This is a genomic window from Corallococcus sp. BB11-1 (genome assembly GCF_026626625.1).
GTDB classification, from domain to species: Bacteria; Myxococcota; Myxococcia; order Myxococcales; family Myxococcaceae; genus Corallococcus; species Corallococcus soli.
Window position 1 is genome coordinate 440,824 of record NZ_JAPNJY010000031.1, and the last position, 23,555, is coordinate 464,378.

A 23,555-nucleotide genomic window follows, 5' to 3' on the forward strand; every position below is an offset into this window, starting at 1 on the left:
CGTGCCGCCCGCTCCCACCGCCACCGCGGCGGGAGCACACCGGACACGCCTTCAACAGCCCGGCCCACTGCGCGAGCCACGCTGGCGGAAGTTTTCACGCTCCTGGAAAAACAGGAAAATACATGAAAACAGTCCTACCTCCTCTGGGGCCCCCTTGGATGCCAAGGCATTGCACCCCACCCTCTGCTTGCTTTGGGCCGGAAGGAGAGGACATGCGTGTAATGAATTGGGGTTCCCTGCTGTGGTTGGGATTGGCGGGGATGGGCTGTGGCGGTTCGGTGGGTGAAGACGTGTCAGGGGAGCCCGTGCTCCCGTCGGCGGAGGCTGCGCCCGCCCAGGTGAACGCGCAGGCGTGCCCCGAAGGGGTGGCGTCCCGGGTGAAGGCCGTCATGACGCCGGGCCTGGGAGGCTTCATGGGGGAGCTGACCGACGTCCAGGGGACGCTCTACTTCATCACCTCCACGTACGACAGTGACGCCATCCTGTGGCGCAGCGACGGCACGGAGGCGGGCACCGTCCCGGTGAAGGTGTTTCCGCGGGACTCCCTCAACGCCCCCCAGCCGGAGAACCTGGTCGCGGTGGGCAACCGGCTCTTCTTCCAGTTCTCCGACCCGGCCACCGGGAACGAGCTCTGGGTCAGCGATGGGACGGAGGCCGGGACCCGGCGGGTCGAGGACATCACGCCCGGGCCCGCGGGGTCCTCGCTGGACAATCTCACCGACATCAATGGGCGGCTGGTCTTCTTCCGCTACGTGCCCGTGCCGGGAGGAGGGTCGCGGCCGGAGCTGTGGCGCTCGGACGGGACGGTCGCGGGCACGCTGCGGGTGCGCAACTTCAGCGGGTTCTCCGGACTCGACGCCGACACCTTGAAGGTCGGCAATGCGTTGATCTTCTTCTTCGGCCAGGACACGGGCACCACCCTGTGGCGCACCGATGGCACGCTGGCCGGGACCACGGCCGTCAAGCAGTTGGACGCGGAGCCCCTCGACATCACGCAGGTGAACCGCGTGGGAGACCCCGGGGTGTTCATCCTGGCGGACGGCCCCAACTACGAGGTGTGGAAGACGAATGGCACCTCCGCGGGGACCGTCCGGCTGGACGCGTTCGGCAAGCCCGTGGGCCTCATCGGGACGCTGGGCTCGTACGTCTACCTGGACTCCATGGACAACCCGACGACGAAGCGGCTGCGCATCGACCGACTCTCGTTGAACGGCGGGGGCAAGGCCCATGTCACCACCCTGCCCAACCCCTTCGGCGCCGGTGAGGACGCGTACCCCTACCTGCAGCGCGCGGTCGTCTCCGGAGGCGACCTCTACTTCTCCATGGCCATCGGCAGCCCTGGCCCCGCGCCCGTGAACGTGTCGCTGTGGGCGACCAGTGGGACCGCCGCCGGGACCCGCAGGCTCTACAACACGCTCTCCCGGGGAGACGAGTACTGGTCCCCCCTGTTCGCCACCGGCGCGGGCCAGGTCCTGTTCGGCGCCGACCCGGCGGAAGCTGGGCCCATCATCCCCTACTTCACCCGGGGCAGCGTGGCGACCACCGGCCGACTGGCGGACGTCGCCAGGCCGGATTCGTTCACCCGCGTGGGCGGTCGCGTCTTCTTCACCGCCTACGACGACACCGGGCTGCGCCAGCTGTGGTCCGTGCCGGCCAACTTCACCTGCCCGCCGGGGCCCGCCGCCCGGTAGGCGCGACGCCGCACGCCTCCCACCCACCGGAGTGCAGCCGGTGGGCGGGCGGCATCACGGCTTACGGATACGTGTCCAGGTAGGCGCGGTGGCTGTTGGAGAACTCGAAGTTCGTGAACTTGTCCCAGTTGATGGACCAGGTCATCAGCCCCTTGAAGCCCGGGTAGCCGCCGGCCTTGCGCAGCACGTAGGTGCCGCCGAAGGACTGGCCCTTCATCAGGTAGTCCAGCGCCTTGTGCACGTTGGCGGGCGTCGTGTAGCCACCGCCCGCGGCCTGCGGCGAGGACGGCAGCCCGATGACGACGTGCGAGGGCAGGAGCGCGGGGAAGACGGCGCCCGGGTTGCCACCGACGGGGAAGCCCTGGAGCAGCATCTCCGCCATCGCGACATGGAAGTCCGGCGTGCTCTGCGCATAGGCGCGGCCGTCCAGCGCCGTCACCGTGCCGGTGTTGTAGTGCTGCACGTGCAGGTACGTCAGCCGGTCGCGCAGCGCGTGGATGACGGGCAGGTAGGCGCCCCACGGGCCGCCATAGGCCGAATAGCCGCCCTGCACGTAGGCCGTCTCCGGCGCCATGGTGAGCAGGAAGCCCGCGCCGTTGTCGTTGAGCAGCTGCCGGGTGCCGGCGATGAGGTGCTGGATGCGGGGCGTGGTGGGGTTGCGGAAGTCGGTGTCCCCGCCGTTCAGCGCCAGGGACGCGCCCTCCAGGTCCAGGTCCAGGCCGTCAAAGCCATACGTGTTGATGAGCCCCTGCATGCTGGTGACGAAGTTCTGCCGGGCCGCCGCGTCGTCCAGGTGGATGGTGCCATTCGCGCCGCCCAGGGAGATGAGCACCTTGCGGCCCTGCGCCTTGAGGGCGGCGATGTCTGACTTGAACTCCGCGACCGTCGCGTTGTACGGCGTGAAGCCCATGGTGCCGGAGCCCGCGCCCGGCACCGGCTCCGCGAAGGCCACCTGGATGACGTTGAACTTCGAGGAGACGTCACGCAGCCGGATGTTGGTGGAGCCGTTGTCGAAGTTGTGCCAGTAGCCCACCAGCACCTTGTTGCCCATGGGCGCGGTGTTGCCCGTCGTCACGGCGACGCTGTTGCTGGCGGAGGACCGGTTGCCGGCCGCGTCGCGCGCCTTCGCGGTGAACGTATACGTCGTGTTGGCGGACAGGCCCGTCACGGTGGCGCTGGTCGTGGTGCTGGTGGCCGCGGGCGTCGCGCTGGCGTTGACGAAGACTTCGTAGCCGGTGACGCCCACGTTGTCGGAGGACGCATTGAACGCCAGGGTGACGCTGCTGGCCGTCACGCCGGTGGAGCGCAGGGAGCCGGGCGCGGTGGGGGCCTGGGTGTCGGTCGCGGGCCGCGTGGGCGTGGTGGTGCTGAACGCCGCGCTCGCCGCAGAACGGTTGCCCGCCGCGTCCCGCGCCTTCACCGTGAAGGTGTAGGTGGTGTTGGCGGACAGGCCCGTCACGGTGACGCTCGCCGCCGAGCTGGTGGCCCCGGGTGCGGCGTTGCCGTTGACGAAGACTTCATAGCCGGTGACGCCCACGTTGTCGGACGAAGCGCCCCACGTCAGCGACACGCTGTCGAACGTCTTGGAGGGAGACGCAAGGCCCGTGGGCGCGGTGGGGGCCTGCGTGTCCGCTGGCGGGTTGCCGGTGCGCTCCAGCCACAGGGCCAGGACGTTGGGCGGCTCCCACCCCGGCAGGGACGTATGGGATTGCCGGCAGTCGTAGCCCTTGCCGCCATGGGACGCGATGTCGCCCACGACGTACGCGACGCCCGGGGCCCAGGCGCCCCGGTCCGCGGCGGCGGCTAGGGTGGGGAACACCATCAGGAGCAGCGCGACCGCGACGCTGCGCGCGGACCGGACCGCGCGCGAGGGGGAATGGGGATGCATGGGGTGAAGCCTCCCAGGAGGGGGTGCGGAGGGAGGGAGGACCGGACCCTGGAAAACGGGTCAAACGCCCCGGACGATTTCCGCGAGGAGCGCCCCACCCTGGCCCTGGCGCATGCGTCACGGCCCCTGATCACTTCAGGGGACAGCCCGCACCCGGCGCGCGAGTGCATTGCAGGGCCAATCCAGGGATGCTCCCGAGGTTCCAGGCTCGGAAGGGTGCCGCGTTGAGCGAAGAGATCGTCTACCGCCATGCCATTGAAGGGCTCTTCCTGCGCTCCGTGGGCAAGCGCCTCACGCCCGAGCTCAAGGACCAGCTGCGCGCCATCGGCCTGGACCTGGACGTGAAGATTCCGCACCACACGCCCCGCCGCGTCTTCGCCGAGGCCCTGCGCCTCACCGCGCGCCACCTCTACCCGGACCTGGACGCGCAGGAGGGCTACCGCCAGCTCGGCGTGGGCATCATCACCGGCATGGAGCACACGCTGCTGGGCAAGGCGCTCGTGTCCCTGTGGCCCATCTTCGGGCCCGACCGCGTCCTCTCCCGCATGCAGGAGAGCTTCGCCACGGTGAACAACTACCTGAAGACCGAGCTCATCACCCACGGCCGCGCGAACCACACCATCAAGGTGAGCGAGTGCAACGGCAACCCCGGCTACCTGATGGGCATCATCGAAGCGGGGCTCACCCGCGCCGGCGCGAAGCACCCCCGCGTCGAACCCTTCGGCTTCGACGGTCACGCCTGCTCCTACCGCGTGCGCTGGGACCCCTGAGCCCGCGCCCGCCCCCACCGCACCGCGGCACTTTTTCATAGTCTTATAAAAAGATACCGCCTGGTCGGTTTGTACTGGTCTGCCGGAGAATACCGGGTCTAAATGGGAAAAGACCCTTTCTCCCTGGCTGGCCGCCATGTCCCCAGACTCCCCTCCTCCCTCCGCCTCCCCCGGAGAAGGCCCCCCGCGCTGGCGCAAGCCCCTGGTCGCGTCAGGGCTCGGGCTGCTCGTGCTGTTGACCGGCGTGGCCCTGCTCTCCCGGGACCCGGCGACCGAAGCCGGGGGCGCCGTCCCGGCCCCCAAGAAGGACTCGCGCGAGGGCACCACGTCCCGGGGCGGCGCGGGCGGTACGGGGCGGGGCTCGCTGGAGGGGGGCGAGGCGGAGGCGGCGCCCCGGCGGTTCGAGTCCGGGACGTGCTGGCGGGACCTGGAGCGCTTCAACGACCAGGTGACGGTGGAGACCTTCCGCGACTGGGCGGCGCCGCTGCTGGCCTCGCGGGACTCGGTCGTCCGCAACTACCTGAAGGAGCGCCTGACGGAGCTCATTGGCAACGACGCGGGGCGCGCCCGGGAGGTGCTGGGGTGGGCGCGTGACGCTCCGGGCAAGGAGTTCCAGGTGTACCTGTCGGCCCTGCGGGACTCGGAGGCCGTGCAGCAGCCGCAGGTGGTCGCGCAGCTGATGGCCGCGGGGCTGGATCCGAAGCTGGAGACGGGGCGGCGCGCGGGCATGCTCTCCGCTCTGGACACGCAGAAGCGCCTGGAGCCGGCGGCGCTGGACTCGCTGACGGACTTCGCGCGGGACCCGGCCTCCGCGGAGGCTGGCTGGGCCGCCACCCGCACGGTGGCGCGCGTGATGAAGAAGGACTTCGAGCGGACGGGCAACGCCGCGCCGTACCTGGACCGGCTGCTCACCATCGCCACGGACTCGCCCGACGAGGACATCCGCTACCTGGCGCAGTCCACGCCCATGCACACCGCGCCGGTGCTCGACGCGGCGTCCACCGAGCGCTTCTCGCGCATCCTGACCAGCGAGGGCAACGAGGACGGCCGGGACGCGGCGGCGCACAACCTGTCGCTGTCCCAGGACAAGCAGCAGGTGCTGGCGCTGTTCGCGCGCACGTTCCCCACGGAGCCGTCCGTGTGCGTGCGCTGGGCCCTGTTCCGCTTCTCCGCGCGCGTGGCGGGCAAGGACGCGCTGCCGGTGATGGCGAACATGGCCGCCATCGACCCGCGCTTCCAGGAGCAATACCGCATCTTCGAGCAGCTCTACGCCAGCGGCGTCCTGGACTTCATGCGGGTGTGGAACAGCCTGCCCAACCAGGACCCCTTCGCGTGCATGGACCACCACGCCTGAGCCTGGGACTCCCAATGACTCGCATGTCTTCCTTCCGCCTGAGCACCCTGGGATGGCTGGCGTTCGCGCTGGGCCCCCTCGTTCCCCTGACGGCCGTGGCCCAGGCCGCGTCCACCCCTCCGGCGCTGGAGGGGGAGACCTGTTCGGTGACGGGGCTGATGGATCAGATCCGCCGGGGGCTCACGTCCAAATCCCCGGCCTACCAGCGCTATCTGCGCATGCTGCTGCGGGAGGCTGCCGTCACCCTGCCCGGCGCGGAGCTCCAGGCCGCGTTCGAGCGGGAGACGGACCCCACGATGGCGGAGCACCTGGCGGCCGCCATGGTCGCGCGCAGCGAGCGGGAAGCGGACGTGGGCGCCATGCAGGCCGTGGCGAAGCGGGCGCTGGAGGACCGCGACCCGGCCGTGCGCTCCGCCACCGTGCGCGCCATGCGGCGCACCGGGGCGCTGGAGAAGACGGGCGACATGTACGAGCGCTTGATGCGGGACACGTCGCCGGAGGTGCGCATGGAGGCCGCGACCAACCTCCAGGAGGACAACCAGTTCGTCTACGCGGGCCAGCTCGGGTCCGCGACGGACACGGCGGTGGCGGCGGCGGCGGCGTCCCGGGACCCCAAGGCGACGGCGAAGATACTGGGCACCCTCAACACGGAGAAGCTGGGCGCGGAGGCGACGGGAAAGCTCCAGGGGCTCTTGCGCAGCGACTCCGCGGAGGTGCGTCAGTCCGCGGCGCTCGCGCTGGGCGGCGTGCCGGCGGAGCAGATGGGGCAGGCGCGCGAGTCCCTGGTGGCCATGTACCGGGGCGAACGGGATGCGGGCGTGCGCAAGGCGCTGGTGCGGAGCATCGCCCAGTTGGGATTCGCGAGCGCGGTGCCGGAGCTGCAACGGCTCCGCGGCATCGACCCGGGCATGGCACCGGAAATCGACGCGTGGATTCGCGCGCTCGGCACGGGTCTTCAGGAGTGGGAGCTGCTCCTGAGGGAGAAGCAGCGGCTGCAACAGGCTCCGTAGCGGTCACTCACCCCCCAGGGCCGGGAGTCCGGCCCGAAAGGAACATCCGATGCGTTACACGACGAAGGCGTCCCTCGCGGCACTGACCCTCCTCCCCCTCATCGCTGGCGCCCACACGGTGAAGTCGCCCTTCCCCGGCACGGTGACGGCCACCACCAAGTATTCCAGCGGCAAGTTCCACGGCGCCGTGGACATCTCCAGCGGCCGTTGCAACTACTGGGGCGCGGAGACCGGCGTGGTCGGCTCCGTCTATTGGAACGTGACGGTCCGCACGTCGGGCGTCCACTGCAGCGGCACGGGCAGCGGCACCCAGAACGAGGCCAAGCACGTCTGGGCCAGCGGCTGGACGTTCCGCCAGTGGCACTTCATCAAGACCGCGGACTCGTATGACCGCACCTGCGACCGCTGCCAGGTCGGCAACGAGGGCGCCACCGGCAACTCCACCGGCCCCCACGCCCACCTCCAGCAGGACAAGGCCGGCACCAACGACACGTCCTGGTACGCCAGCCACACCACCAAGGGCGAGGCCGTGGACCGCTCCGAGACCGTGGGCGTGCTGGACTAGTTGAGCCAGGAGGCGCGGTCTTCCCGCCGCGCCTCCGTTTCAGCAAGACAGCCAGACGGGCCGTGGCAGACTGCCCGCCATGACCCGTTCTTCCATGCTTTCAAGCCTCGCCGTCCTGAGTCTGTCATTCCTGTCCGCTGGCTGTGCGACGCTGGACGAGGCCCAGGCCGAGCAGGACATCCGCCAGCTGGTGACCGAGCAGACCGCGGGCTGGAACGCCCACGACGCCGCGGTCTGGACCCAGTCCTTCACGGACGACGCGGACTTCACGAACATCGTCGGCACCGTCTTCCAGGGGCGCGAGGAGATCGAGGCGCGGCACGCGGCCATCTTCGCGAGCATCTTCAAGACGAGCCATGCCGAGGTCACCGTGCGCCGGCTCGTCTTCCCCGGTCCGGACGTCGCCGTGGTGGACACGGTGCATGAAGTCACCGGCCACACGGGCCTCCCCCCGGGCGTGCAGAACACGGAGGAGGGGGTGCTGCGCACGCAGATGAAGTACGTGCTGAAGCGCACCGACAACCAGTGGCGCATCGTCACGGGCCAGAACACCGACGTGAAGCCCGCGCCCAAGCCCGCGCCGTAGCCCCGCGTGCGGAGGGCCCGGCCGCGGGTGACAGGGAGAGGACGCCGCACGTCCGGGGTTTCCGGGCCGGGCGGGCTCTTCCCACGCGGCTGGGGCCGTGAGAGCGGGCCCCGTGGGGCCTGCGCTGGCGGAGGGGAGTGCTTCCTGCTCCCCTCTCCGGCGGGGCGTGGAGGTGGCCGGCTGACAGGTGAGGGGCGTGCTCGTCACGTGCTCCTTGCGATGCGGCCGAGGCTGCACTAGCCATCGGGGAACGGAGGGGCGACGGCGCCGACCGCTCGGGACCTCCGATGAGGAATCCATGGCCCAGCGCCGTCCAGCTCCCAGTTCCGCAGCCCCAGGCAAGTCCGCCTCCCGCAGTGCACCCGGCAAGACCGCCGCGAAGCCCGTGGGCCGGGCTGTCACCGGCAAGGCGCCCAGCGCGGTGAAGAAGGCCGCTCCCGCGCGCGGGGCCACGGCGGTTTCGAAGGCGAAGCCGGCGGCTCAGGCTCCGAAGGCTCCTGCGGCGAAGTCGAAGCCGGTGGTGCAGGCTCCGAAGGCTCTTGCCGCGAAGTCGAAGCCGGTGGTGCAGGCTCCGAAGGCTCTTGCCGCGAAGACGAAGCCGGCGGTGCAGGTGAAGACGCCGCCCGCCAGGTCGAAGCCGGCCACGCCTGCCCCCGCCGCGAGGTCGAAGCCGGCGGCTCAGGCTCCGAAGGCTCCTGCTGCGAAGTCGAAGCAGGCCACACTCGCGAAGGCGCCTGCCGCGAAGTCGAAGCAAGCCACGCCCGCGAAGGCGCCTGCCGCGAAGTCGAAGCAAGCCATGCCCGCGAAGGCTCCTGCCGCACAGTCCAAGCCAGCCACGCCCTCGTCCACCGTGCAGTCGAAGCCAGCCACGCCCGCAGAGGCGCCTGCCGCGAAGCCGAAGCAGGAAGCGAAGGCCGCGAAGGTGCCTGCCTCAAAGTCGAAGCAGGGTGCTCTGGACCTGCCGCCCTCGACCACGCCCCCGGCGCCCACCACTCCGGCGCGCGAGACGGAGAAGACCGTGACGCCTGCAACCCCGACTCAGGCTGCTACCGGAGCGACCCGTGCACGGGCCGCCAAGAAGAGCGCTACCAGTGCCGCTCCTCCGGAGAACACCCCCGGCGCCCCTCCCAGCCCCGGGGACACCGCCACATCCGAAGCGACCACCGCGAGCGCCACGGAGCCGCCTCCGGCAATTCATGGGGACACCGCTGCGTCCGAAGCAACCACCACGAGCGCTCCCGAGACGCCTCCGGCAAGCCCCGGGGACACCGCCACATCCGAAGTGACCACCGCGAGCACCACGAAGACGCCTCCGGCGAGCTCCGGGGACACCGCCACGCCCGAAGCGTCACCACCGGGCCAACCGGAGCCTGCCTCTAGCGCGACCTCGGCAGAAGACAGCGAGGCCCCGGTCAAGGCTCGCACCACCCCGGCCCGCTCCACGAAGCGCAAGGCTGCCTCCGAGCCGGCGGAAGGCCAGGCTCCGTCTCCCTCCGCCGCCCCTGCGACCTCGAAGGAGGCACCGTCCGTGGCCTCCCCCTCCGCTGACGTCACCGAAGCGGCGGCTCCCTCGGCGGCGTCTGGAGAGGCGTCTCCCGCGCCCTCCACCGCCAAGGCGAAGCGCGCAGGCAAGAACGCCGCGCGTCCTGCCCTCGAGGAGCCGGGCGAGCCCGAAGCCCCCGCCCCCGAAACGGCGAAGCCCTCACGCCCCGCCGCCGACCCCCAGTATCTCGTCCTCACCGGGGGCTCTCCCTTCCTGCGCGCCATCGGCTTCGTGCGCCGGGCGGACGGCGAACCCCTCCCAGGCTTCGTCAACCTCTCCGTGTCGAAGATGGCCACGCTCACGCTGCCCGCCGAGCCAGGCCACTACGAATTCCGCTTCCAGACCCGCAACGGCAATGGCGATTTCAAGCTCGCCCAGCGCACCGAGCGCGGGTCGCCCCGGAACGTGCGCGACTTCGAGATGGAGCCTTCGGGCGTCGTGCAGACCTACCGATTCAGCATTCCCTGAACGGCACGGCCGCGCGCCCGTACCTTCGTTCAATGTTTCATCCGCATTCCCTGCCCTGGTCTTGAACCAGGGCAGTCCCAACGCCTGCTCCACGACCAGCGCACGCGCCCCTCGCGGCAGCTCACGTCCGATTGCATAGCTTCAAGTGCAGTCGTGCAACGGAATACGTGAGCCATCCACGTCAGAGGAGGTTGCGACATGGGCAGCATCATCGAAGAGGAGCGTCAGGGAAGTCCCGGCTTCTACAACCGTGAGGGACAGGTCCCGTCGTCGGGTGACGACAGGAGCCGGGCGGGCCTTTCGCAGGAAGGAAAGGAGCAGGTGAAGCGCATTGGCGGGCTGACGCGCGAGCGAGCCTTCTCCCAGGTGGACTCCCGGAAGGGCGCCCTGGTGGAGAGCCTCAACGGGTTCGCGAAACAACTGGAGTCCATCTCGGGCCAGGGTGACACGCAGATGCCGCAGCAGCTGCTGGGCAGCGCGGTGGGCTTCGTGCGCAAGGCCTCCGATACGCTGGAGCAGAACTCGACCGAGGAGCTCCTGCGTCAGGCCCAGACGCGCATGCGTGAGCGCCCGGGGGTGACGCTGGCGGGCTGTGCACTGCTCGGCTTCGTCGCCGCGCGATTCCTCAAGGCGTGAGGGGACGGCCATGGAAACCGATTCCTCACGAACCCGCTTCGAGCAGGACAGACTCAGGGACACTGGCCGGACAGGAGAGGTGCCACTCGGCGCCCTGGTCTCCGAGTTCATCGAGCAGGGCCGTCACCTGCTCCGCGCGGAGTTCACGCTCGCGCGCACGGAGCTGAAGTCCGAGGCGAAGAAGGCCACGGCCGGCGGCGGAATGGTCGCCGCGGGCGGAGTGGTGCTCCTGCTGGGCGCCATGGCGCTGGTGGCCTTCCTGGTCATCGCGCTCGCGCAGGTGATGCCGCTGTGGGCCAGCGCGCTGCTGGTGACCGTGTTGCTGCTCGCGGCAGGCTCGGGCCTCGCCGCCGTGGGAGCGAAACGACTGAAGACGATCCACGCACCGCGAAAGACCATCCAGACCCTCAAGGAGGACAGCCAATGGGCGAGCACGACGATGCGCTCCGCGAAATCGCACATGCACGGGCACGCATGAGCGTGCTGGCGGACGAGCTCGGCCGCCGTGCGAACCCCGAGCTCCTGAAGGCCCGCGCGAAGGAGTTCGCGCTCGAAAAGAAGGAAGAGGTGACGGAGCACGCGAAGCACCTCGCCGTGGAGAAGCGCGAGGCGCTGAAACAGCAGGCCCGGGACAAGGTGCTCGACTGGAAATCACAGGCGAAGGAGACGACGATGCGCAAGACGTATGAATTGGCAGATGAGGCCACCCACACCCCTCGCGGCCTGGGGCTGCTGGGCGCGCTGCTGGGCGCGGGGGTGGGCTCCATGGTGATGAAGCGGGTCTTCCGCTCCCGCATCGACGAGCGCGGCTACGACGAGCGCGGCTACCGGATCCGGGGCCATGAGCGGGCCTACGCCGCCTACGGGTCGGGCCGTGACGTCCCCTACCCCGAGTACAGCGGGGAGGCGGGTGAGCGCGGCCAGGACGAGGGCACGAACCTCAAGGACCGCGCGGCCGGCGCATTGAGCTCCGCCAGGGAGTCGGTGGGCAGCACCACGGAGAACGTGAGGGAGCGGGTGGGCGGAGCCACGGAGACCCTGCGCGGACGCGTCCACGACACGGCCGACGTCGTGCGGACCCGTGCGTCGCACCTGAACGAGCGCGTCCCGTCGACCCGGGAGCTCCGCGGACGCTCCTCGGACTGGTATGACAAGGCCCTCCAGGAGCAGCCCCTGGCGCTCGCGCTCGGCGCGGTGGCGCTGGGCATGCTCACCGCGAGCCTGTTGCCCGTGACCAACAAGGAACGTCAGCTCATCGAGCCCGCCAAGCGCCGCGCGCAGGAGGGGCTGTCGCAACTGGGGGACCAGGTGAGCCAGAAGTTCGAAGGCAGCGACGCGTCCCAGGAGGACGAGGCGTCCTCCTCCGGCCCGGTCTCCAGGGGAGTCAGCGGTGGAATCCCACCGCTGCCACCGCTGGAGCAGATTGAGCCGAAGGTGCACTGAGCACCCTTGTGCCCTTGAAGCGTGGGAGTCCTCCGGACCCGGTGTCACGTCACGGTCCGGAGGCCCCCACCTCAGGGCCGCGGGAGCAGTCGGGAGAGCAGCGCGAGGCCCGGCGCCTCCAACGGCACGCGCCCGCGCAACCCGGCGAACAGCGACCAGCCGTGGTCCGACAGCAACACCACGCCCGCGTCCGCGTCCGGCGCGAAGCCCAGGAAGCCCACGAAGCCGCCCATCACCGACGAGCGCCACACCACGTCATGCCCACGCACCTGGGAGACGGTCCACCCCAATCCCTTGCGCACGGCCCCGGCCTCCACGCGGGGAGCGTGTGTCAGCCGCAAGGCGCGGACGAGGGCAGGCTCACCGCGTCCCAGGTTCGCGTCCAGGAAGCGCAGCTGGTCTCCCACGGTGGAGTGCAGCGCCCCCGCGCCGGGGAGCGCGGGGAAGGTCCAGGGGGGCACCGGCTTGCCGCGCGCGGTGTGTCCGGGCCGCAGCCGGGGCGCCTGCTCGTCCGTCACCCTCGCCGTGGTGTCCACCATGCCCAGGGGCTTGAAGAGCAGGTCCCGCAGCGCGTGGCCGTAGTTCAGCCCCGCGCGCCTTGAGAGCGCATGACCGAGCACGCCCATCCCCAGGAAGGACTCCGCATGGGGGCGCGGCGGTGGGCGCTCCGGGTGGTAGCTCCGCAGGAACTCCCCGAACAGGCCCGCGGAGTAGTGACCGAACGGATCCTCCGGGTCCTGCGGCGCCGCATGCAGGTTGGGCGGCAGGTGCGGCAGGCCGGAGGTGTGCGTGGCCAGCTGCTCCACGGTGATGCGGCCCGCGACGTCATCCACCAGCAGGGCCCGGGGAATCAGCTCCGAGAGCGGCGTGTCCAGCCGCAGCCGCTGGCCATCCACCAGCACCGCGAGGAGCGCCGCCGTGAAGACCTCCGTGATTGCCCCCAGGGAGAACACCGCGTCCGTGGGCGGAGGCGTCCCCTTCCCCCGGAGCCCCACCTCGTGGTGCACCCCCTGCCAGGTGATGCCCGCGCACAGGGACGCGGAGCGATACCCGCGCAGGTAGCGCCGCGTCTCGGCGTGGAGGATTTCAGAGGGATTCGGCATGGGGTGATGCGGCTCTTACGGGCCCCCTGCCCCGCGAAGCAAGCCTCCTGGCCCCACGACGTCAGGAGTTCCCATGCGCCAACGTCCACCTGCTGGAAGGCCCCTCCCCACCGACGCGTCGCCCGCGCTCGCCCCTCGTGGCGTTCGCCGTGGCCGTGTCAGGTCCCGCGGATGCCGGCGTCTGGCTCGGCCCGCATGCCCTTCCCTCCCGCGTGTCGCATCGCTGGCCCCGGAGGGGCTGCGCCCACCCTGACGAAAGGTTCGTGGATGCCCTCCCTCCGTTCCCGCTCCGTCACCCCCGCCCTCCTCTTCGGTCGCAATCCGCACCAGTCCGACACGTTCGACGTGGAAGCCGACGCGGCGGAGGCGCTGGGGTTCGACACGTATCAGGCGGACCTCTCCGCCCTGCTGTCGGGGGATGCGTCGCGGGCGCTCGCCGGGGTGCCAGAGCGGGGACGTCTGCCGTTGCTCTATCGCGGGTGGATGCTCACGGAAGAGGAGTACGGCGCACTCGATGAGGCCGTCTCCGCGCTCGGGCACCGGCTGATGACCACCCCCGAGCAGTACGCCGCCGCGAACTACCTGCCGAACTGGTATCCGCGCCTCGCGGGCTACACCGCGCGCTCGGTGTGGACGCAGGAGCCGGATGCCACCGCGGCCTGGCACGCGGCGAAGGCGCTGGGGCCGTCGCCATGGCTCGTGAAGGACCACGTGAAGTCCGCCAAGGAGCGCTGGGCGGAGGCGTGCTTCGTTCCTGCCGGTGCCACGCGCGAGGACTTCGAGCGCATCTGCGCCAACCTGCTGGACGCGCGCGGCGACCGCTTCGAGCGCGGGTTCGTGGTCCGCCGCTTCCTGCCGCTCAAGGTCTACGGACGCACGCCCGCGGGGCCCGCGCACCTGGAGTTCCGCCTGTTCTTCGGCCGGGGTCGGTTGATCGCCGCGGAGCCGTACCATGAGTTCGACGTGGAGGTTCCGGACTTCTCCGCCTTCGAATCGCTCGGCAGGCGCATCCCATCCCCCTTCTTCACCCTGGACGTCGCGATGCTCGAGGACGGCGGCTGGGCCGTGGTGGAGGTGAATGACGGAGGCGTCTCTGGCCTCCCGCCCGGCCTGGACCCACGGGAGCTCTTCGCGGCGCTCCTGGGATAGGTCGGCGCCTGCCCGGGCCCATGGAGGCACCGGCCGGAGAGTCGCTTGCAGCCCTCCCAACGCACTGCCCTCGAAGCGGGGGGCTGCATATCCTTCATGACGTAGCCAGGAGCCGCCTCGGAGCTGGAGTCGTCACCGAGCGATGCTCGGGCGCTCGCACTCCAGACTCGAGGGACAGGAGGGGGCATCATGAAAAGGGGAGCTTGTCTGGCCTCGGCCCTGGCGCTGCTGGGCGGCACCGCGCACGCCTCGCAGTTCACCGGCCTCATCGACCCGGCAGGGATACGCTTCAGCACGGGGACGTCTCCCGCGCGTGTATCCGTTGCGGTTCCCATGGTCACCGCATGTGGCGGACAGCGCTACTACGCCTATGAAAACGCGGACAGCGGCCTGGGGGGGCTGTGGACCGAGGCGCTGATCCAAGCAAGGGTCCATGGTCGGCCGGTCATGATCGTTGGCACCGGCACCTGCGACAACTTCGGCATCGAGAAGATCAGCCATATCGACCTCCGGTAGCCCCATGGCTCACGAACGGGCGCCCTGGTGCTCGCGCGGAAGCACGGCAAGTGGACGTCGCGAAGGAGAACGCCATGAGATGGGCAAGCTTTCTCACCGTGCTGGCCCTGCTCCCTGGCCTCGCCTACGCCTCGGAGTTCGTCGGTCCCATCGGTGCGGGTGCGGAGGGGTTGCGCTTCAGCGCCGGAACCGCGTCCCCGCGAGTGGCCGTCGCGGTCGCGAAGAGCACTTCGTGCCAGGGCCCGTGGTACGCGTATGAGAATGCTGACACCGGCCTTGGCCGCTTGTGGACGGCAACGCTGACCGAAGCACAGGCCCAAGGCCGGCACGTCAGGATCGTGGGCAACGGTGTTTGCGACGCTTCCGGCGCGGAAGGCGTCCTCTTCGTGGAGCAGCACGGTGCAGGTTCAACCCACGTCTGTGCCCGGGGCGGCGCGGCCCCGATGATCTCCCTCGACGCCAATCACATGCGGACCGGCCAGAGCCCGGGCCGGAAATTGATGGGCTACAAGCTCAGGGTCCATCAGGAGGCGCTCTTGATTCTCGTGGATGATGCGCCAGACCTCCAACCCAACCAGATCCGCCTGGAGGTCGACCTCGATGCCGACGGCGCGAGACGGGGCAAGGCCATCGAAGCCTGGTCCTTCTGCCAGGGCTCCAGGACGGGGCTCATCGAGACATCCATGCAGGGCGGCTTTGGCGTGGGCGTCATCTGCAACCCGATCTCACCGGCCAACAACTTTCGTTCTGGCTGCACCAACACCCAGAGCATGGTGATCCAGCAGGACACGACGAGCGAACTCTGGCTGCGCAGACGCGACTGGGCAGGCGTCTGGCACTACGCCGAGGGCATTGACTCGACGCTCTGGAAGGCCTTCGGTGGCCGCTCGCTTCGATTCATCTGGCTGACGGATTGAAGCACCTGACGCCGGGCTCAGTTGAGTTGAAGGAAGCAGAGGCCGTGGCGGAACCAGGCCGCGAGCTTCGCGAGCGGAGTGGCCGCACGTAACTGCCTCACCGTCCGTACCAGGTCCTCGGTGGCCCGTCGCAGCTTCTCCGGGGTGGGATGTCCTTCGCGCATCCCCAGAGCAGCTCAAGCCTTGATGATCACGTCAAACGAGCCCTGGGTTGAGCACCCGGCCGACAGAAACGTCGGACGTACCTGTCGGCGACGTGGCTGTCGGGAAAGTGCCGCACGACGCTGTGGTAAATTGTTTCGGATGAGCGCCACAATCATTGAAGACCCAGGAACGACAGTCGTGCGGAACGTGTGCCCGCACAACTGCCCGGACACCTGTTCCATGCTGACCACGGTCAAGGCTGGCCGGGCTGTCGCGGTACGAGGCAATCCCGACCACCCGACGACTCAGGGCTTCCTCTGCGCGAAGGTCTCCCGGTACCTGGAGCGCACCTATCATGCCGGCCGCGTACTCCAGCCGATGCGCCGCGTGGGCGCGAAAGGTGAGGGGCGCTTCGAGCCGATCTCCTGGAAGGAGGCGCTCGACGAAATCGCATACCGGTTCAAGGAGATCATCGCGGAGTGGGGGCCGCAGGCAATCCTGCCGTACTCGTTCAGCGGCACGCTCGGGCTCCTACACGGCAGTTCGATGGATCGACGGTTCTTCCACAAGCTCGGCGCCTCGCTCCTTGATCGCACGATCTGCGGATCCGCCGGCATGGTCGGCATGGCCTACAGCGTGGGCAGCTCCATGGGCATGGATACAGAGTGCTTCGGAGGAGCGCGCACGATCCTCCTGTGGGGCACCAACACGCTGAGCTCGAACCCCCACCTCTGGCCGTTCGTCACCGAGGCGCGCAAGAGAGGGGCGAGGGTGATAGCGATTGATCCACGGAGGACGCGGACCGCGGAGCAGTGCGATGAACATATCGCGCTGCTGCCGGGGACTGACGCGGCGCTGGCGCTCGGGATGATGCACGTCATCTTCCGTGACGGCCTGGGCGACGAGGATTATATGGACCGATACTGCGTGGGCCGGAGCGAGCTGGCAGCGCGCGCCGCCGAGTACCCGCCTGAGCGGGTCGCGGCCATCTGCGGGATCCCAGCGGCGACGGTCGAAGCCCTCGCAGTTGAATACGCGACGAGCAAGCCCGCAGCCATCCGCCTGAATTTCGGGATGCAGCGCCACGCCGGAGGAGGGATGGCAGTGCGCGCCATCTCGTGCTTGCCAGCGGTGACCGGCGCATGGCGCTCCGCCTCTGGCGGTGTCCAGCTATGGACCTACGAAACCTACCCGGTCAATCATGCCGCGTTGCAGCGTTTTGAGCTGATCCCGCCCGGCACCCGCACCCTCAACATGGTCGAGCTTGGGCGGATCCTCACGGAGGTCACCGACCCACCCGTCAAGGCGCTCTTTGTCTACAATTCGAATCCAGCCAGTGTGGCTCCCGACCTGGAGCGCGTCAAAGCCGGGCTCCGGCGCGAGGATCTTTTCACTGTCGTTCACGAGCAGTTCCACACGGACACGGCCAACTTCGCGGATCTCCTCCTCCCGGCGACCACGCAGCTTGAGCACGTGGACATGCACATCGGTTACGGCCACCTGTATGTCATGTGGAACGCGGCGGCCATCGCGCCGCTCGGTGAGGCCGTCCCGAACACGGATCTCTTCCGAAGGCTCGCGGCGCACATGGGCTTCAGCGACCCGTGCTTCCAGGACAGTGACGAGTCCATGGCGCGGCAGGCGCTGCAGAGCGAGCACCCCTGGCTCGCGGGGATCACACTTGAGCGCGTTCAAGCCGAGGGTTCAGTGCGCCTGAATGTTCCGACGCCGTTCGCGCCATACGCCGAAGGAGGCTTTTCGACGCCCTCCGGCAAGTGCGAGCTCTTCTCCGCGAGAATGGCCCGCGACGGCCATGACCCGCTGCCGACATGGACTCCCCCACGGGAGAGCAGCGCGTCGAGCCCCGAACTCTTTGCACGCTATCCGTTGGCGCTGATTTCACCGCCCGGTCACTACTTCTTGAACAGCACGTTCAGCAATGTGCTGGCGCGCTTCGAGAAGGGCCCGCACGTGGAGATCCACCCCATCGACGCGGCGGCGCGCTCGATCACCAACGGCCAGAGGGTACGTATCCGGAACGATCGCGGTGCGTTCCTGGCCGAGGCCGTCGTGACGGAGAAGGCACGACCGGGGGTGGTCGTCGCTCCGTCGCTCTGGTTGAGCGCGCTCACACCTGACGGGCGAAACGTGAATCACACGACTTCGCAGGCGGTGACCGACATGGGCGGCGGGGCGACGTTCTACGACAACCTGGTGGAGGTCGAGGGAGCGAGCTGAGCGGGGAAGGAGGCGGCGGCCAGAACGGAGCGGATGAAGCAGGGGACGCCGCGAGTGGACCCGGCCGGGTTGCTGAAGAGGACGTTTGATTTCGACGTGTTCGCCTTCGTGCAGTGTCCTGCTCCGCCTTCATCCCGCGTCCACTCCCCACCACCGTCGGGAAGTCCCCCTGAACGGACCTACCTCGGCTGGCTGAGGCTCGGTGTTTCCACGTCAATGCGTTCCGACCCTCGCTTCGAGAGCCCCATTCCATGACGCAGAAGTCCACGAAGCGAATCCATCAGACCGCAGTGGTGGCCTTGTGGCTCGCAGCAGGATGCGGAGAGCCATTCCCCGCGAGCGCGAATGGGTGGCTGTTCTCCTCCCAGGCCTTGAAGGACTACGCGCGGACTGGCGTGGCTCCGGCGCGGCCAGAGGGTAACACCGAGTCCGATCTGGTTGCCCGAGCTGCGCTTGTCGCCTGATCCCGGCCGCTTCCTCATCACCGGCCGCTTGGAGGACTTCAACCACTTCAAGATGAGCTCGCTGTGGAACATCAAGGACACGGCGCCCTACTTCCACGACAACTCGGCCAAGACGCTGGAGGACGTGCTCACCCACTACACCTTCGCGCTCGCCCCTGGAGGCATCCTCCTCACCCCGCGGGACTCGCACGACATCATCGCGTGGATGAAGCTCCTGTGAGGACCCGCCCGCCTCTCCAAGGCGCATAGACGGTGCAGGGAACAGGTGGAACTCCAATAGGCCCGTCCTCCACGCCCAGGGTCACTCGCCCCCTGCTCGCTGCTTCCAAGGGCCGGGTGCTACCGTCGCGGCCATGAAGGCCCGCCCTCCCGGAAACCGCTCGCTGCTCCACCGCCTCGCAGTCCTCGTCCTGGTGGGCGCCACCGCATGCGGAGGCTGTCGGGCGACCGACGCCGAGCGCGCCGCGAAGGAGCGCGCCGACATGGAGGAGCGCATGCGCGACTCCGTCGCCATCCTCCCCTACCGCGCCTTCAAGCTCACCCTGCGCGCGGACGGGGACCCTCGCGCCCCGGAGGAGGTGGCCCTGCTCTGGAAGGCGCTGGCCGAAACGCGCGAGCTGCCCGACAAGCCCCTCACCGACGAAGCGACGCGCGACGCGGCCCGCACGTACCTGAACCTGGGCGTCGCCTTCTACAAGGCGCGCAAGACGCTCCAGACGCGCGACGAGGACGAGTTCCCCCTGCTGTGGTCCAAGTGGATGCCCGGCAGCCCCGTGCCCCTGGCGGCCTATGACGCAGGCCACGAGCACGCGCTGCTCGCCAGCGTCTGGCTCCTGCTGGACCGGGCCGCGAAGGCCGGCCGCATCCCCTCCACGGAGCTGGCCCTCTACGAGCTGTCGCGCGCCACGCCGACCCCTTCCTGGTCCCCGCCCCTGCGCGCGGCGGTGCAGGCCAACCGGGGACTCGCCTTCTGCCAGGCCGGCTACCACTACGCCGCCGAGGAGGAGCTGAACGCCTTCCTCGTCGAGGCCGAGCGCCTCCCCGCCGAGGACTTCGGGTCCATCCGCGGAAGCACGCCCGCGCAGTCGCGGGAGATGGTGCTCGCGGCCGGGCACTTCCTGCGCGCGTGGAACCGCATGGCCCTCAAGCGGCAACCGGCCGCGGAGGACGACATCGAACAGGGCCTGCGCTCGCTCCAGACGCTGGGCGTGGAGAACGAGCTCACCTGGTGGGGCTGGGCCTTCATCCACGCGCGGCGCGAACGCTACGCGGAGGCGGCGGCCTCGCTCGACAAGCTCGCGGCCAGTCCCTTCCTGGAGGAGCCGGAGCGCCGCGAGGTGCACGACAGCGCGGAGGCCCTGCGCAAGCACGGCGACAGCCTGCCCGTGTTCCAGCAGGCCCGCGCGGGCCTGCTCCTGGGACGGGCCCTGCTCGCGCGCGCCGGTGGCCTGGAGCACGTGCTCACCGTGGCGCTCGGCCCCGAACAGGCGAAGCAGCTCCATGAGCCCATCGCCTGGATGGAGCGGGTGCGCCAGGGCACCGCGACGCTCGCCCCGGAACAGGTGGCCCAGGGCGCGGGTGAGACGCTCGACCGCGCGCGCGAAGCGGGCAGCAAGGGCTGGGATGCCCTCAAGCAGCGGCTGGGCGACAAGGCCACGGTCGGCGACACGCCTCCGTGACGCGGAGCCCAGTGCCGCCGGTGTCCCCACTCCTGGCCACCGGGACGAGAGCTGGGGACGCGGGGTTCAGGTGGGGGATGAGGGGTGGCCCGCGCACGGGCGCCCGGGCGCATCGTCCCCAGGTCCAATCCGTCGTCCTGGCTGCCTGCCTGCATGCCTCCCCTGGAAGACAGACAGGCAGGCAGCGCCCAGGCGCCAGTTCTGCCAGTGACGCGGACAGGAATCAACTTCCTGGAAACCATCCCTTCCAAGGAGCAGCGCGCGATGAAAGCCATCTGCTGGCACGGTCACGGAGACGTCCGCTACGAGACCGTCCCCGACCCGAAGATTGAAGCCCCCGGCGACGCCATCATCAAGGTCACGCGCACGGCCATCTGTGGTTCGGACCTGCACCTGCTGGACGGCTACATGCCGACCATGAAGAGCGGGGACGTGCTCGGCCACGAGTTCATGGGCGAGGTGGTGGAGACCGGCGCCAGCGTCACGAAGCTCAAGAAGGGGGACCGGGTCATCGTCCCCTTCAACCTCGCGTGCGGCGAGTGCTTCTTCTGCCAGAAGACGCTGTTCTCGCTGTGCGACCGCTCCAACCGCAACGCGGAGGTCGCCGCGAAGGTGATGGGCTATTCGCCCTCCGGCCTCTTCGGCTACTCGCACATGCTGGGCGGCTACTCCGGCGGCCAGGCCGAGTACGTGCGCGTGCCGTACGCGGACGTGGGCCCGCTCAAGATTCCGGACGGCCTCACCGAGGAGCAGGTGCTCTTCCTCACGGACATCTTCCCCACCGGCTACATGGCGGCGGAGCACTGTGAGATGGAGAAGGGCGACACCGTGGCGGTGTGGGGCTGCGGGCCCGTGGGCCAGTTCGCCATCCAGAGCGCCTGGATGTTCGGCGCGGGCCGGGTCATCGCCATCGACCACGTCCCGGAGCGGCTGGCGCTCGCGAAGTCCTGGGGCAAGGCGGAGACCATCGACTTCCTGAAGCAGGACGTCTTCGACACGCTCAACGAGCTGACGAAGGGCCGGGGCCCGGACCGCTGCATCGACGCGGTGGGCGCCGAGGCCCATGGCACCGGCAGCTTCGACGCGGTGCTCGACAAGGCCAAGGCCGCGGTGAAGCTGGCCACGGACCGGCCCCATGCGCTGCGCCAGGCCATCCACTGCTGCCGCAAGGGCGGCACCGTGTCCGTCCCTGGCGTCTACGTGGGCTTCCTGGACAAGGTCCCCATGGGCGCCTTCGTCAACAAGGGCCTGACCATGAAGACCGGCCAGACGCACACGCACCGCTACACGCGGCCCCTGCTGGAGAAGATTCAAGCGGGCGCCATCGACCCGACCCGGCTCATCACCCACCGGGCGAAGCTGTCGGAGGCGCCCGCGCTCTACAAGAAGTTCCGCGACAAGGAGGACGGCTGCATCAAGGTCGTCCTCTCGCCCTGAGCGTCCTGCCTTCCCCCGCCTACTCCAGGCCCGTCAGCCGGTAGTAGGCGTGGGGACGCCGCCAGCGGATGAAGGCCTTCGCCAGCGGGTTCATCCCCCACTGGATGGGCACCGGGTCCACGATGTAGCCCAGGTCGTCCTTGAACTGTCCCAGTTGGGTGGCCTCGCGCGCATGGAGGCCGCCCACCAGCGTGTGGACGGTCTTGAGCCTCCGGCAGATTTGCGCGAACTCGAAGCTCAGCCCGGTGGAGATGTTCGTCGGCAGCGCCCAGGTGGCGTAGTAGGCGCTGAAGCCATACGCGACGCCGTCCACCACGTAGCCGTCCAGGTAGCCGCCGAGCTTGCCGTCAATCATCCCGGCGAGCACGCACCAGTGGTCGGACATGAAGTACCGCCGCACGTCCTTGAGGTAGTCCTCCATGGTGGGGATCTTCTTGTGCTGCGTCCGGGACAGGGCATCCCGCACGACCGCGTAGCCCTGCTCCAGCAGCACCGACGGCCCGGTGAGCTGGACGATGCGCACCATCTTCTGGCACTTGCGCAGCTTGTTGCGCCGGTTCGAGGACAGGTGGCTGGCGTCATAGCTGTCCAGGTCCCTCAGGCGCACCACGGGCACCGTGCCGGTGGCGGCGCCCGCCGTCTCCGGCGTCAGCGCCGCGCGGAAGCCCCAGGCCAGCGGCGTGGGCGACGTCGCCTCCGCGGGCGTCAGCCGGGCCAGCAGGTGCACCGGCTGGAAGAAGCCGGGCGCGCCCGACTGCTCCCAGTAATGACCCCGGTGGGAGATGACGCGAACACCCTCTTCGCGCCGACGGTCAGCGAGTTCCCGCTCCGTGAGACACGCGAAGTGGGCGTTCTCCGCGTCACGGAGCTGGGGCAGCGAGAGCACCATGTCAGTCCTTCCTTCAAAAAATGGGGGGACAGCCGGCTTCAGGACCGCGGCGCGCGGTAGGCGGGGAAGTAGTCCGTGCCCTCGTGGCCCTGGGACAGCGCCGCGTACACGGCGGGGTCGCAGACGAGGTCGTGCGTGTAGAAGGGGGCCGTCACGTTGGCGAAGCCCCGGTTGAAGCGCTCCAGGTCGTCACCCGGCCGGAGGCCGCCGCCCAGGTGCACCCGGGCCTCCAGCTTCGCGGACAGGTCCACCAGCAGCGGCACCTCGTTCTTCTCCGGGGAGTGCTTCCGGTACGCGTCCGCCGTGCCTCCCAGGAAGTGGTGCAGCAGGCCGTCGCTGAGCACCGCGAGCGTGGAGGAGGCGATGGCGCCGTCAGGGGCGCGCGTCGTCACCAGCCAGGCGAAGCCGCAGGTGAGCACCTCGTCGAACCAGGCATCGGAGAAGTCGTACCGGGCCTCCGCCCCGTCGTGGGCCAGGGTCTGCCGGTAGACCGCCTTGAGCCCCTCGCGCTGCTCGGACGTGGTGTCCTTCACGGGCACGCAGGTGCTGACGTAGCCCAGCCGGGTGTTGCGGCGGATGTCCGCGTCGTGGTCGCCGCGAAACGCCACCGGCTGGCTGGTGTCCACCAGGTACACCTCGCTGCGCAGCCTCCCACCCGCGAAGCAGCGCAGCCCGCCCACCCGGTCGCGCACGAAGATGCTGACCAGCTCCGTGCCCCGCCAGTCGATGGCGTCGGAGGGCACCTCGCTCAGTCCGTTCAGCTCCGCGCCGGGGAACCCGTACGGCGACACCGCGTCCCGGTACGGCGTCCCCTCGATGGCGCGCACGATGAGCGGCACCCGCAGCGCCCGGCCCTCCCCGTCCTCCACGATGAGGCTGTGGGTGACCCCTTCCGCCTTCAGGTGCTGCTCCGAACGGAAGTAGTCCGCCGAGCAGGCCCGCTGCCCCTCATCGGGGACGAGAATGGCTCTCCACTGGGTCATGGGCTGCATGTCGGTTCCTCCCGTTGGCGGAAGCTCTCCGCACGGCCCCCCTGGAGCCTCCCCAACGCCGCGCAAGGGTAGA

At 69.5% G+C, this 23,555-nt stretch carries 23 protein-coding genes; 17 read left to right on the plus strand and 6 right to left on the minus strand.

The features are described 5' to 3' along the window. Nucleotides 1-221: 221 nt before the first annotated feature. Entirely contained in the window at nucleotides 222-1,691 is a 1,470-nt protein-coding gene (locus OV207_RS27850; RefSeq protein WP_324291571.1) for an ELWxxDGT repeat protein, read from the plus strand. Between the two features lie 61 nt (nucleotides 1,692-1,752). On the opposite strand, the gene OV207_RS27855 is transcribed toward OV207_RS27850, so the two are convergent. After that, the gene (locus tag OV207_RS27855) at nucleotides 1,753-3,579 is read right to left on the minus strand and encodes a fibronectin type III domain-containing protein (RefSeq protein WP_420715268.1); all 1,827 of its coding nucleotides are present in this window, start codon (nucleotides 3,577-3,579) and stop codon (nucleotides 1,753-1,755) included. A gap of 224 nt (nucleotides 3,580-3,803) precedes the next feature. Between OV207_RS27855 and OV207_RS27860 the strand changes: the two genes are divergently transcribed. From OV207_RS27860 to OV207_RS27880, 5 genes are all read left to right on the plus strand, one after another. Further along, nucleotides 3,804-4,349 (plus strand): DUF2378 family protein, encoded by a 546-nt coding sequence (locus OV207_RS27860; RefSeq protein ID WP_267558090.1) that lies wholly within the window; start codon nucleotides 3,804-3,806, stop codon nucleotides 4,347-4,349. Between the two features lie 136 nt (nucleotides 4,350-4,485). After that, nucleotides 4,486-5,703, plus strand: coding sequence for a hypothetical protein (locus tag OV207_RS27865; RefSeq protein WP_267558091.1), 1,218 nt, complete (start codon nucleotides 4,486-4,488; stop codon nucleotides 5,701-5,703). A 14-nt stretch (nucleotides 5,704-5,717) separates the two neighbouring features. Beyond that, entirely contained in the window at nucleotides 5,718-6,713 is a 996-nt protein-coding gene (locus OV207_RS27870; protein ID WP_267558092.1) for a HEAT repeat domain-containing protein, read from the plus strand. A gap of 49 nt (nucleotides 6,714-6,762) precedes the next feature. Continuing rightward, entirely contained in the window at nucleotides 6,763-7,278 is a 516-nt protein-coding gene (locus tag OV207_RS27875) for a hypothetical protein (protein ID WP_267558093.1), read from the plus strand. Nucleotides 7,279-7,357: 79 nt separating this feature from the next. Then, nucleotides 7,358-7,864, plus strand: coding sequence for an SgcJ/EcaC family oxidoreductase (locus OV207_RS27880; RefSeq protein ID WP_267558094.1), 507 nt, complete (start codon nucleotides 7,358-7,360; stop codon nucleotides 7,862-7,864). 480 nt (nucleotides 7,865-8,344) lie between these two features. Here OV207_RS27880 and OV207_RS27885 read toward each other — a convergent pair whose 3' ends face one another. Then, nucleotides 8,345-8,509, minus strand: a complete 165-nt coding sequence (locus OV207_RS27885) for a hypothetical protein (protein WP_267558095.1) — start codon at nucleotides 8,507-8,509, stop codon at nucleotides 8,345-8,347. A 549-nt stretch (nucleotides 8,510-9,058) separates the two neighbouring features. Next, nucleotides 9,059-9,289, minus strand: a complete 231-nt coding sequence (locus OV207_RS27890) for a hypothetical protein (protein WP_267558096.1) — start codon at nucleotides 9,287-9,289, stop codon at nucleotides 9,059-9,061. Nucleotides 9,290-9,392: 103 nt separating this feature from the next. Between OV207_RS27890 and OV207_RS27895 the strand changes: the two genes are divergently transcribed. From OV207_RS27895 to OV207_RS27910, 4 genes are all read left to right on the plus strand, one after another. Then, nucleotides 9,393-9,875 (plus strand): hypothetical protein, encoded by a 483-nt coding sequence (locus OV207_RS27895; protein ID WP_267558097.1) that lies wholly within the window; start codon nucleotides 9,393-9,395, stop codon nucleotides 9,873-9,875. Nucleotides 9,876-10,073: 198 nt separating this feature from the next. Beyond that, nucleotides 10,074-10,511 (plus strand): hypothetical protein, encoded by a 438-nt coding sequence (locus OV207_RS27900; RefSeq protein ID WP_193428920.1) that lies wholly within the window; start codon nucleotides 10,074-10,076, stop codon nucleotides 10,509-10,511. A gap of 79 nt (nucleotides 10,512-10,590) precedes the next feature. Beyond that, complete coding sequence (locus OV207_RS27905; RefSeq protein ID WP_267558098.1) at nucleotides 10,591-10,989, plus strand: phage holin family protein; 399 nt, start codon at nucleotides 10,591-10,593, stop codon at nucleotides 10,987-10,989. Then, nucleotides 10,986-11,954, plus strand: a complete 969-nt coding sequence (locus OV207_RS27910; RefSeq protein ID WP_267558099.1) for a hypothetical protein — start codon at nucleotides 10,986-10,988, stop codon at nucleotides 11,952-11,954. The genes OV207_RS27905 and OV207_RS27910 overlap by 4 nt, the downstream gene beginning before the upstream one ends. 71 nt (nucleotides 11,955-12,025) lie before the next feature. Here the strand turns inward: OV207_RS27910 and OV207_RS27915 are convergent, their stop codons facing one another. Beyond that, nucleotides 12,026-13,057 (minus strand): serine hydrolase domain-containing protein, encoded by a 1,032-nt coding sequence (locus OV207_RS27915; protein WP_267558100.1) that lies wholly within the window; start codon nucleotides 13,055-13,057, stop codon nucleotides 12,026-12,028. A 267-nt stretch (nucleotides 13,058-13,324) separates the two neighbouring features. Here OV207_RS27915 and OV207_RS27920 point away from each other — a divergent pair, with 267 nt between their 5' ends. The 7 genes from OV207_RS27920 (at nucleotide 13,325) to OV207_RS27950 (ending at nucleotide 21,601) form a co-directional block, all read left to right on the plus strand. Continuing rightward, complete coding sequence (locus tag OV207_RS27920; RefSeq protein ID WP_267558101.1) at nucleotides 13,325-14,206, plus strand: ATP-grasp domain-containing protein; 882 nt, start codon at nucleotides 13,325-13,327, stop codon at nucleotides 14,204-14,206. A 189-nt stretch (nucleotides 14,207-14,395) separates the two neighbouring features. Next, complete coding sequence (locus OV207_RS27925; RefSeq protein ID WP_193428926.1) at nucleotides 14,396-14,722, plus strand: hypothetical protein; 327 nt, start codon at nucleotides 14,396-14,398, stop codon at nucleotides 14,720-14,722. Between the two features lie 50 nt (nucleotides 14,723-14,772). Next, nucleotides 14,773-15,639 carry a hypothetical protein gene (locus OV207_RS27930; RefSeq protein WP_267558102.1) on the plus strand — a complete coding sequence of 289 codons (867 nt, stop codon included), beginning with the start codon at nucleotides 14,773-14,775 and terminating at the stop codon, nucleotides 15,637-15,639. Nucleotides 15,640-15,942: 303 nt separating this feature from the next. Further along, on the plus strand, nucleotides 15,943-18,021 hold the full coding sequence (locus OV207_RS27935; protein ID WP_267558104.1) for a molybdopterin-containing oxidoreductase family protein: 2,079 nt from the start codon (nucleotides 15,943-15,945) through the stop codon (nucleotides 18,019-18,021). Nucleotides 18,022-18,474: 453 nt separating this feature from the next. Next, nucleotides 18,475-18,705: a hypothetical protein gene (locus OV207_RS27940; RefSeq protein WP_267558105.1), complete on the plus strand. Its 231-nt coding sequence runs from the start codon at nucleotides 18,475-18,477 to the stop codon at nucleotides 18,703-18,705. Nucleotides 18,706-18,838: 133 nt separating this feature from the next. Continuing rightward, the gene (locus OV207_RS27945) at nucleotides 18,839-20,164 is read left to right on the plus strand and encodes a hypothetical protein (RefSeq protein WP_267558106.1); all 1,326 of its coding nucleotides are present in this window, start codon (nucleotides 18,839-18,841) and stop codon (nucleotides 20,162-20,164) included. Nucleotides 20,165-20,428: 264 nt separating this feature from the next. Then, nucleotides 20,429-21,601: a zinc-dependent alcohol dehydrogenase gene (locus OV207_RS27950; protein WP_267558107.1), complete on the plus strand. Its 1,173-nt coding sequence runs from the start codon at nucleotides 20,429-20,431 to the stop codon at nucleotides 21,599-21,601. Nucleotides 21,602-21,620: 19 nt separating this feature from the next. Here the strand turns inward: OV207_RS27950 and OV207_RS27955 are convergent, their stop codons facing one another. Together OV207_RS27955 and OV207_RS27960 are read right to left on the minus strand one after the other, a co-directional pair. Then, entirely contained in the window at nucleotides 21,621-22,490 is an 870-nt protein-coding gene (locus tag OV207_RS27955; protein WP_267558108.1) for a hypothetical protein, read from the minus strand. A 38-nt stretch (nucleotides 22,491-22,528) separates the two neighbouring features. After that, nucleotides 22,529-23,482 carry a GNAT family N-acetyltransferase gene (locus OV207_RS27960; RefSeq protein ID WP_193428934.1) on the minus strand — a complete coding sequence of 318 codons (954 nt, stop codon included), beginning with the start codon at nucleotides 23,480-23,482 and terminating at the stop codon, nucleotides 22,529-22,531. Between the last annotated feature and the right edge of the window lie 73 nt (nucleotides 23,483-23,555).

Bases quoted from the DNA above. Each gene is read 5' to 3' on its own strand.
- OV207_RS27850 (WP_324291571.1), top strand. From the start codon at position 222: ATGAATTGGGGTTCCCTGCTGTGGTTGGGATTGGCGGGGATGGGCTGT.
- OV207_RS27855 (WP_420715268.1), bottom strand. From the start codon at position 3,579: ATGCATCCCCATTCCCCCTCGCGCGCGGTCCGGTCCGCGCGCAGCGTC.
- OV207_RS27865 (WP_267558091.1), top strand. From the start codon at position 4,486: ATGTCCCCAGACTCCCCTCCTCCCTCCGCCTCCCCCGGAGAAGGCCCC.
- OV207_RS27870 (WP_267558092.1), top strand. From the start codon at position 5,718: ATGACTCGCATGTCTTCCTTCCGCCTGAGCACCCTGGGATGGCTGGCG.
- OV207_RS27875 (WP_267558093.1), top strand. From the start codon at position 6,763: ATGCGTTACACGACGAAGGCGTCCCTCGCGGCACTGACCCTCCTCCCC.
- OV207_RS27880 (WP_267558094.1), top strand. From the start codon at position 7,358: ATGACCCGTTCTTCCATGCTTTCAAGCCTCGCCGTCCTGAGTCTGTCA.
- OV207_RS27900 (WP_193428920.1), top strand. From the start codon at position 10,074: ATGGGCAGCATCATCGAAGAGGAGCGTCAGGGAAGTCCCGGCTTCTAC.
- OV207_RS27910 (WP_267558099.1), top strand. From the start codon at position 10,986: ATGAGCGTGCTGGCGGACGAGCTCGGCCGCCGTGCGAACCCCGAGCTC.
- OV207_RS27915 (WP_267558100.1), bottom strand. From the start codon at position 13,057: ATGCCGAATCCCTCTGAAATCCTCCACGCCGAGACGCGGCGCTACCTG.
- OV207_RS27920 (WP_267558101.1), top strand. From the start codon at position 13,325: ATGCCCTCCCTCCGTTCCCGCTCCGTCACCCCCGCCCTCCTCTTCGGT.
- OV207_RS27925 (WP_193428926.1), top strand. From the start codon at position 14,396: ATGAAAAGGGGAGCTTGTCTGGCCTCGGCCCTGGCGCTGCTGGGCGGC.
- OV207_RS27935 (WP_267558104.1), top strand. From the start codon at position 15,943: ATGAGCGCCACAATCATTGAAGACCCAGGAACGACAGTCGTGCGGAAC.
- OV207_RS27945 (WP_267558106.1), top strand. From the start codon at position 18,839: ATGAAGGCCCGCCCTCCCGGAAACCGCTCGCTGCTCCACCGCCTCGCA.
- OV207_RS27950 (WP_267558107.1), top strand. From the start codon at position 20,429: ATGAAAGCCATCTGCTGGCACGGTCACGGAGACGTCCGCTACGAGACC.
- OV207_RS27955 (WP_267558108.1), bottom strand. From the start codon at position 22,490: ATGGTGCTCTCGCTGCCCCAGCTCCGTGACGCGGAGAACGCCCACTTC.
- OV207_RS27960 (WP_193428934.1), bottom strand. From the start codon at position 23,482: ATGCAGCCCATGACCCAGTGGAGAGCCATTCTCGTCCCCGATGAGGGG.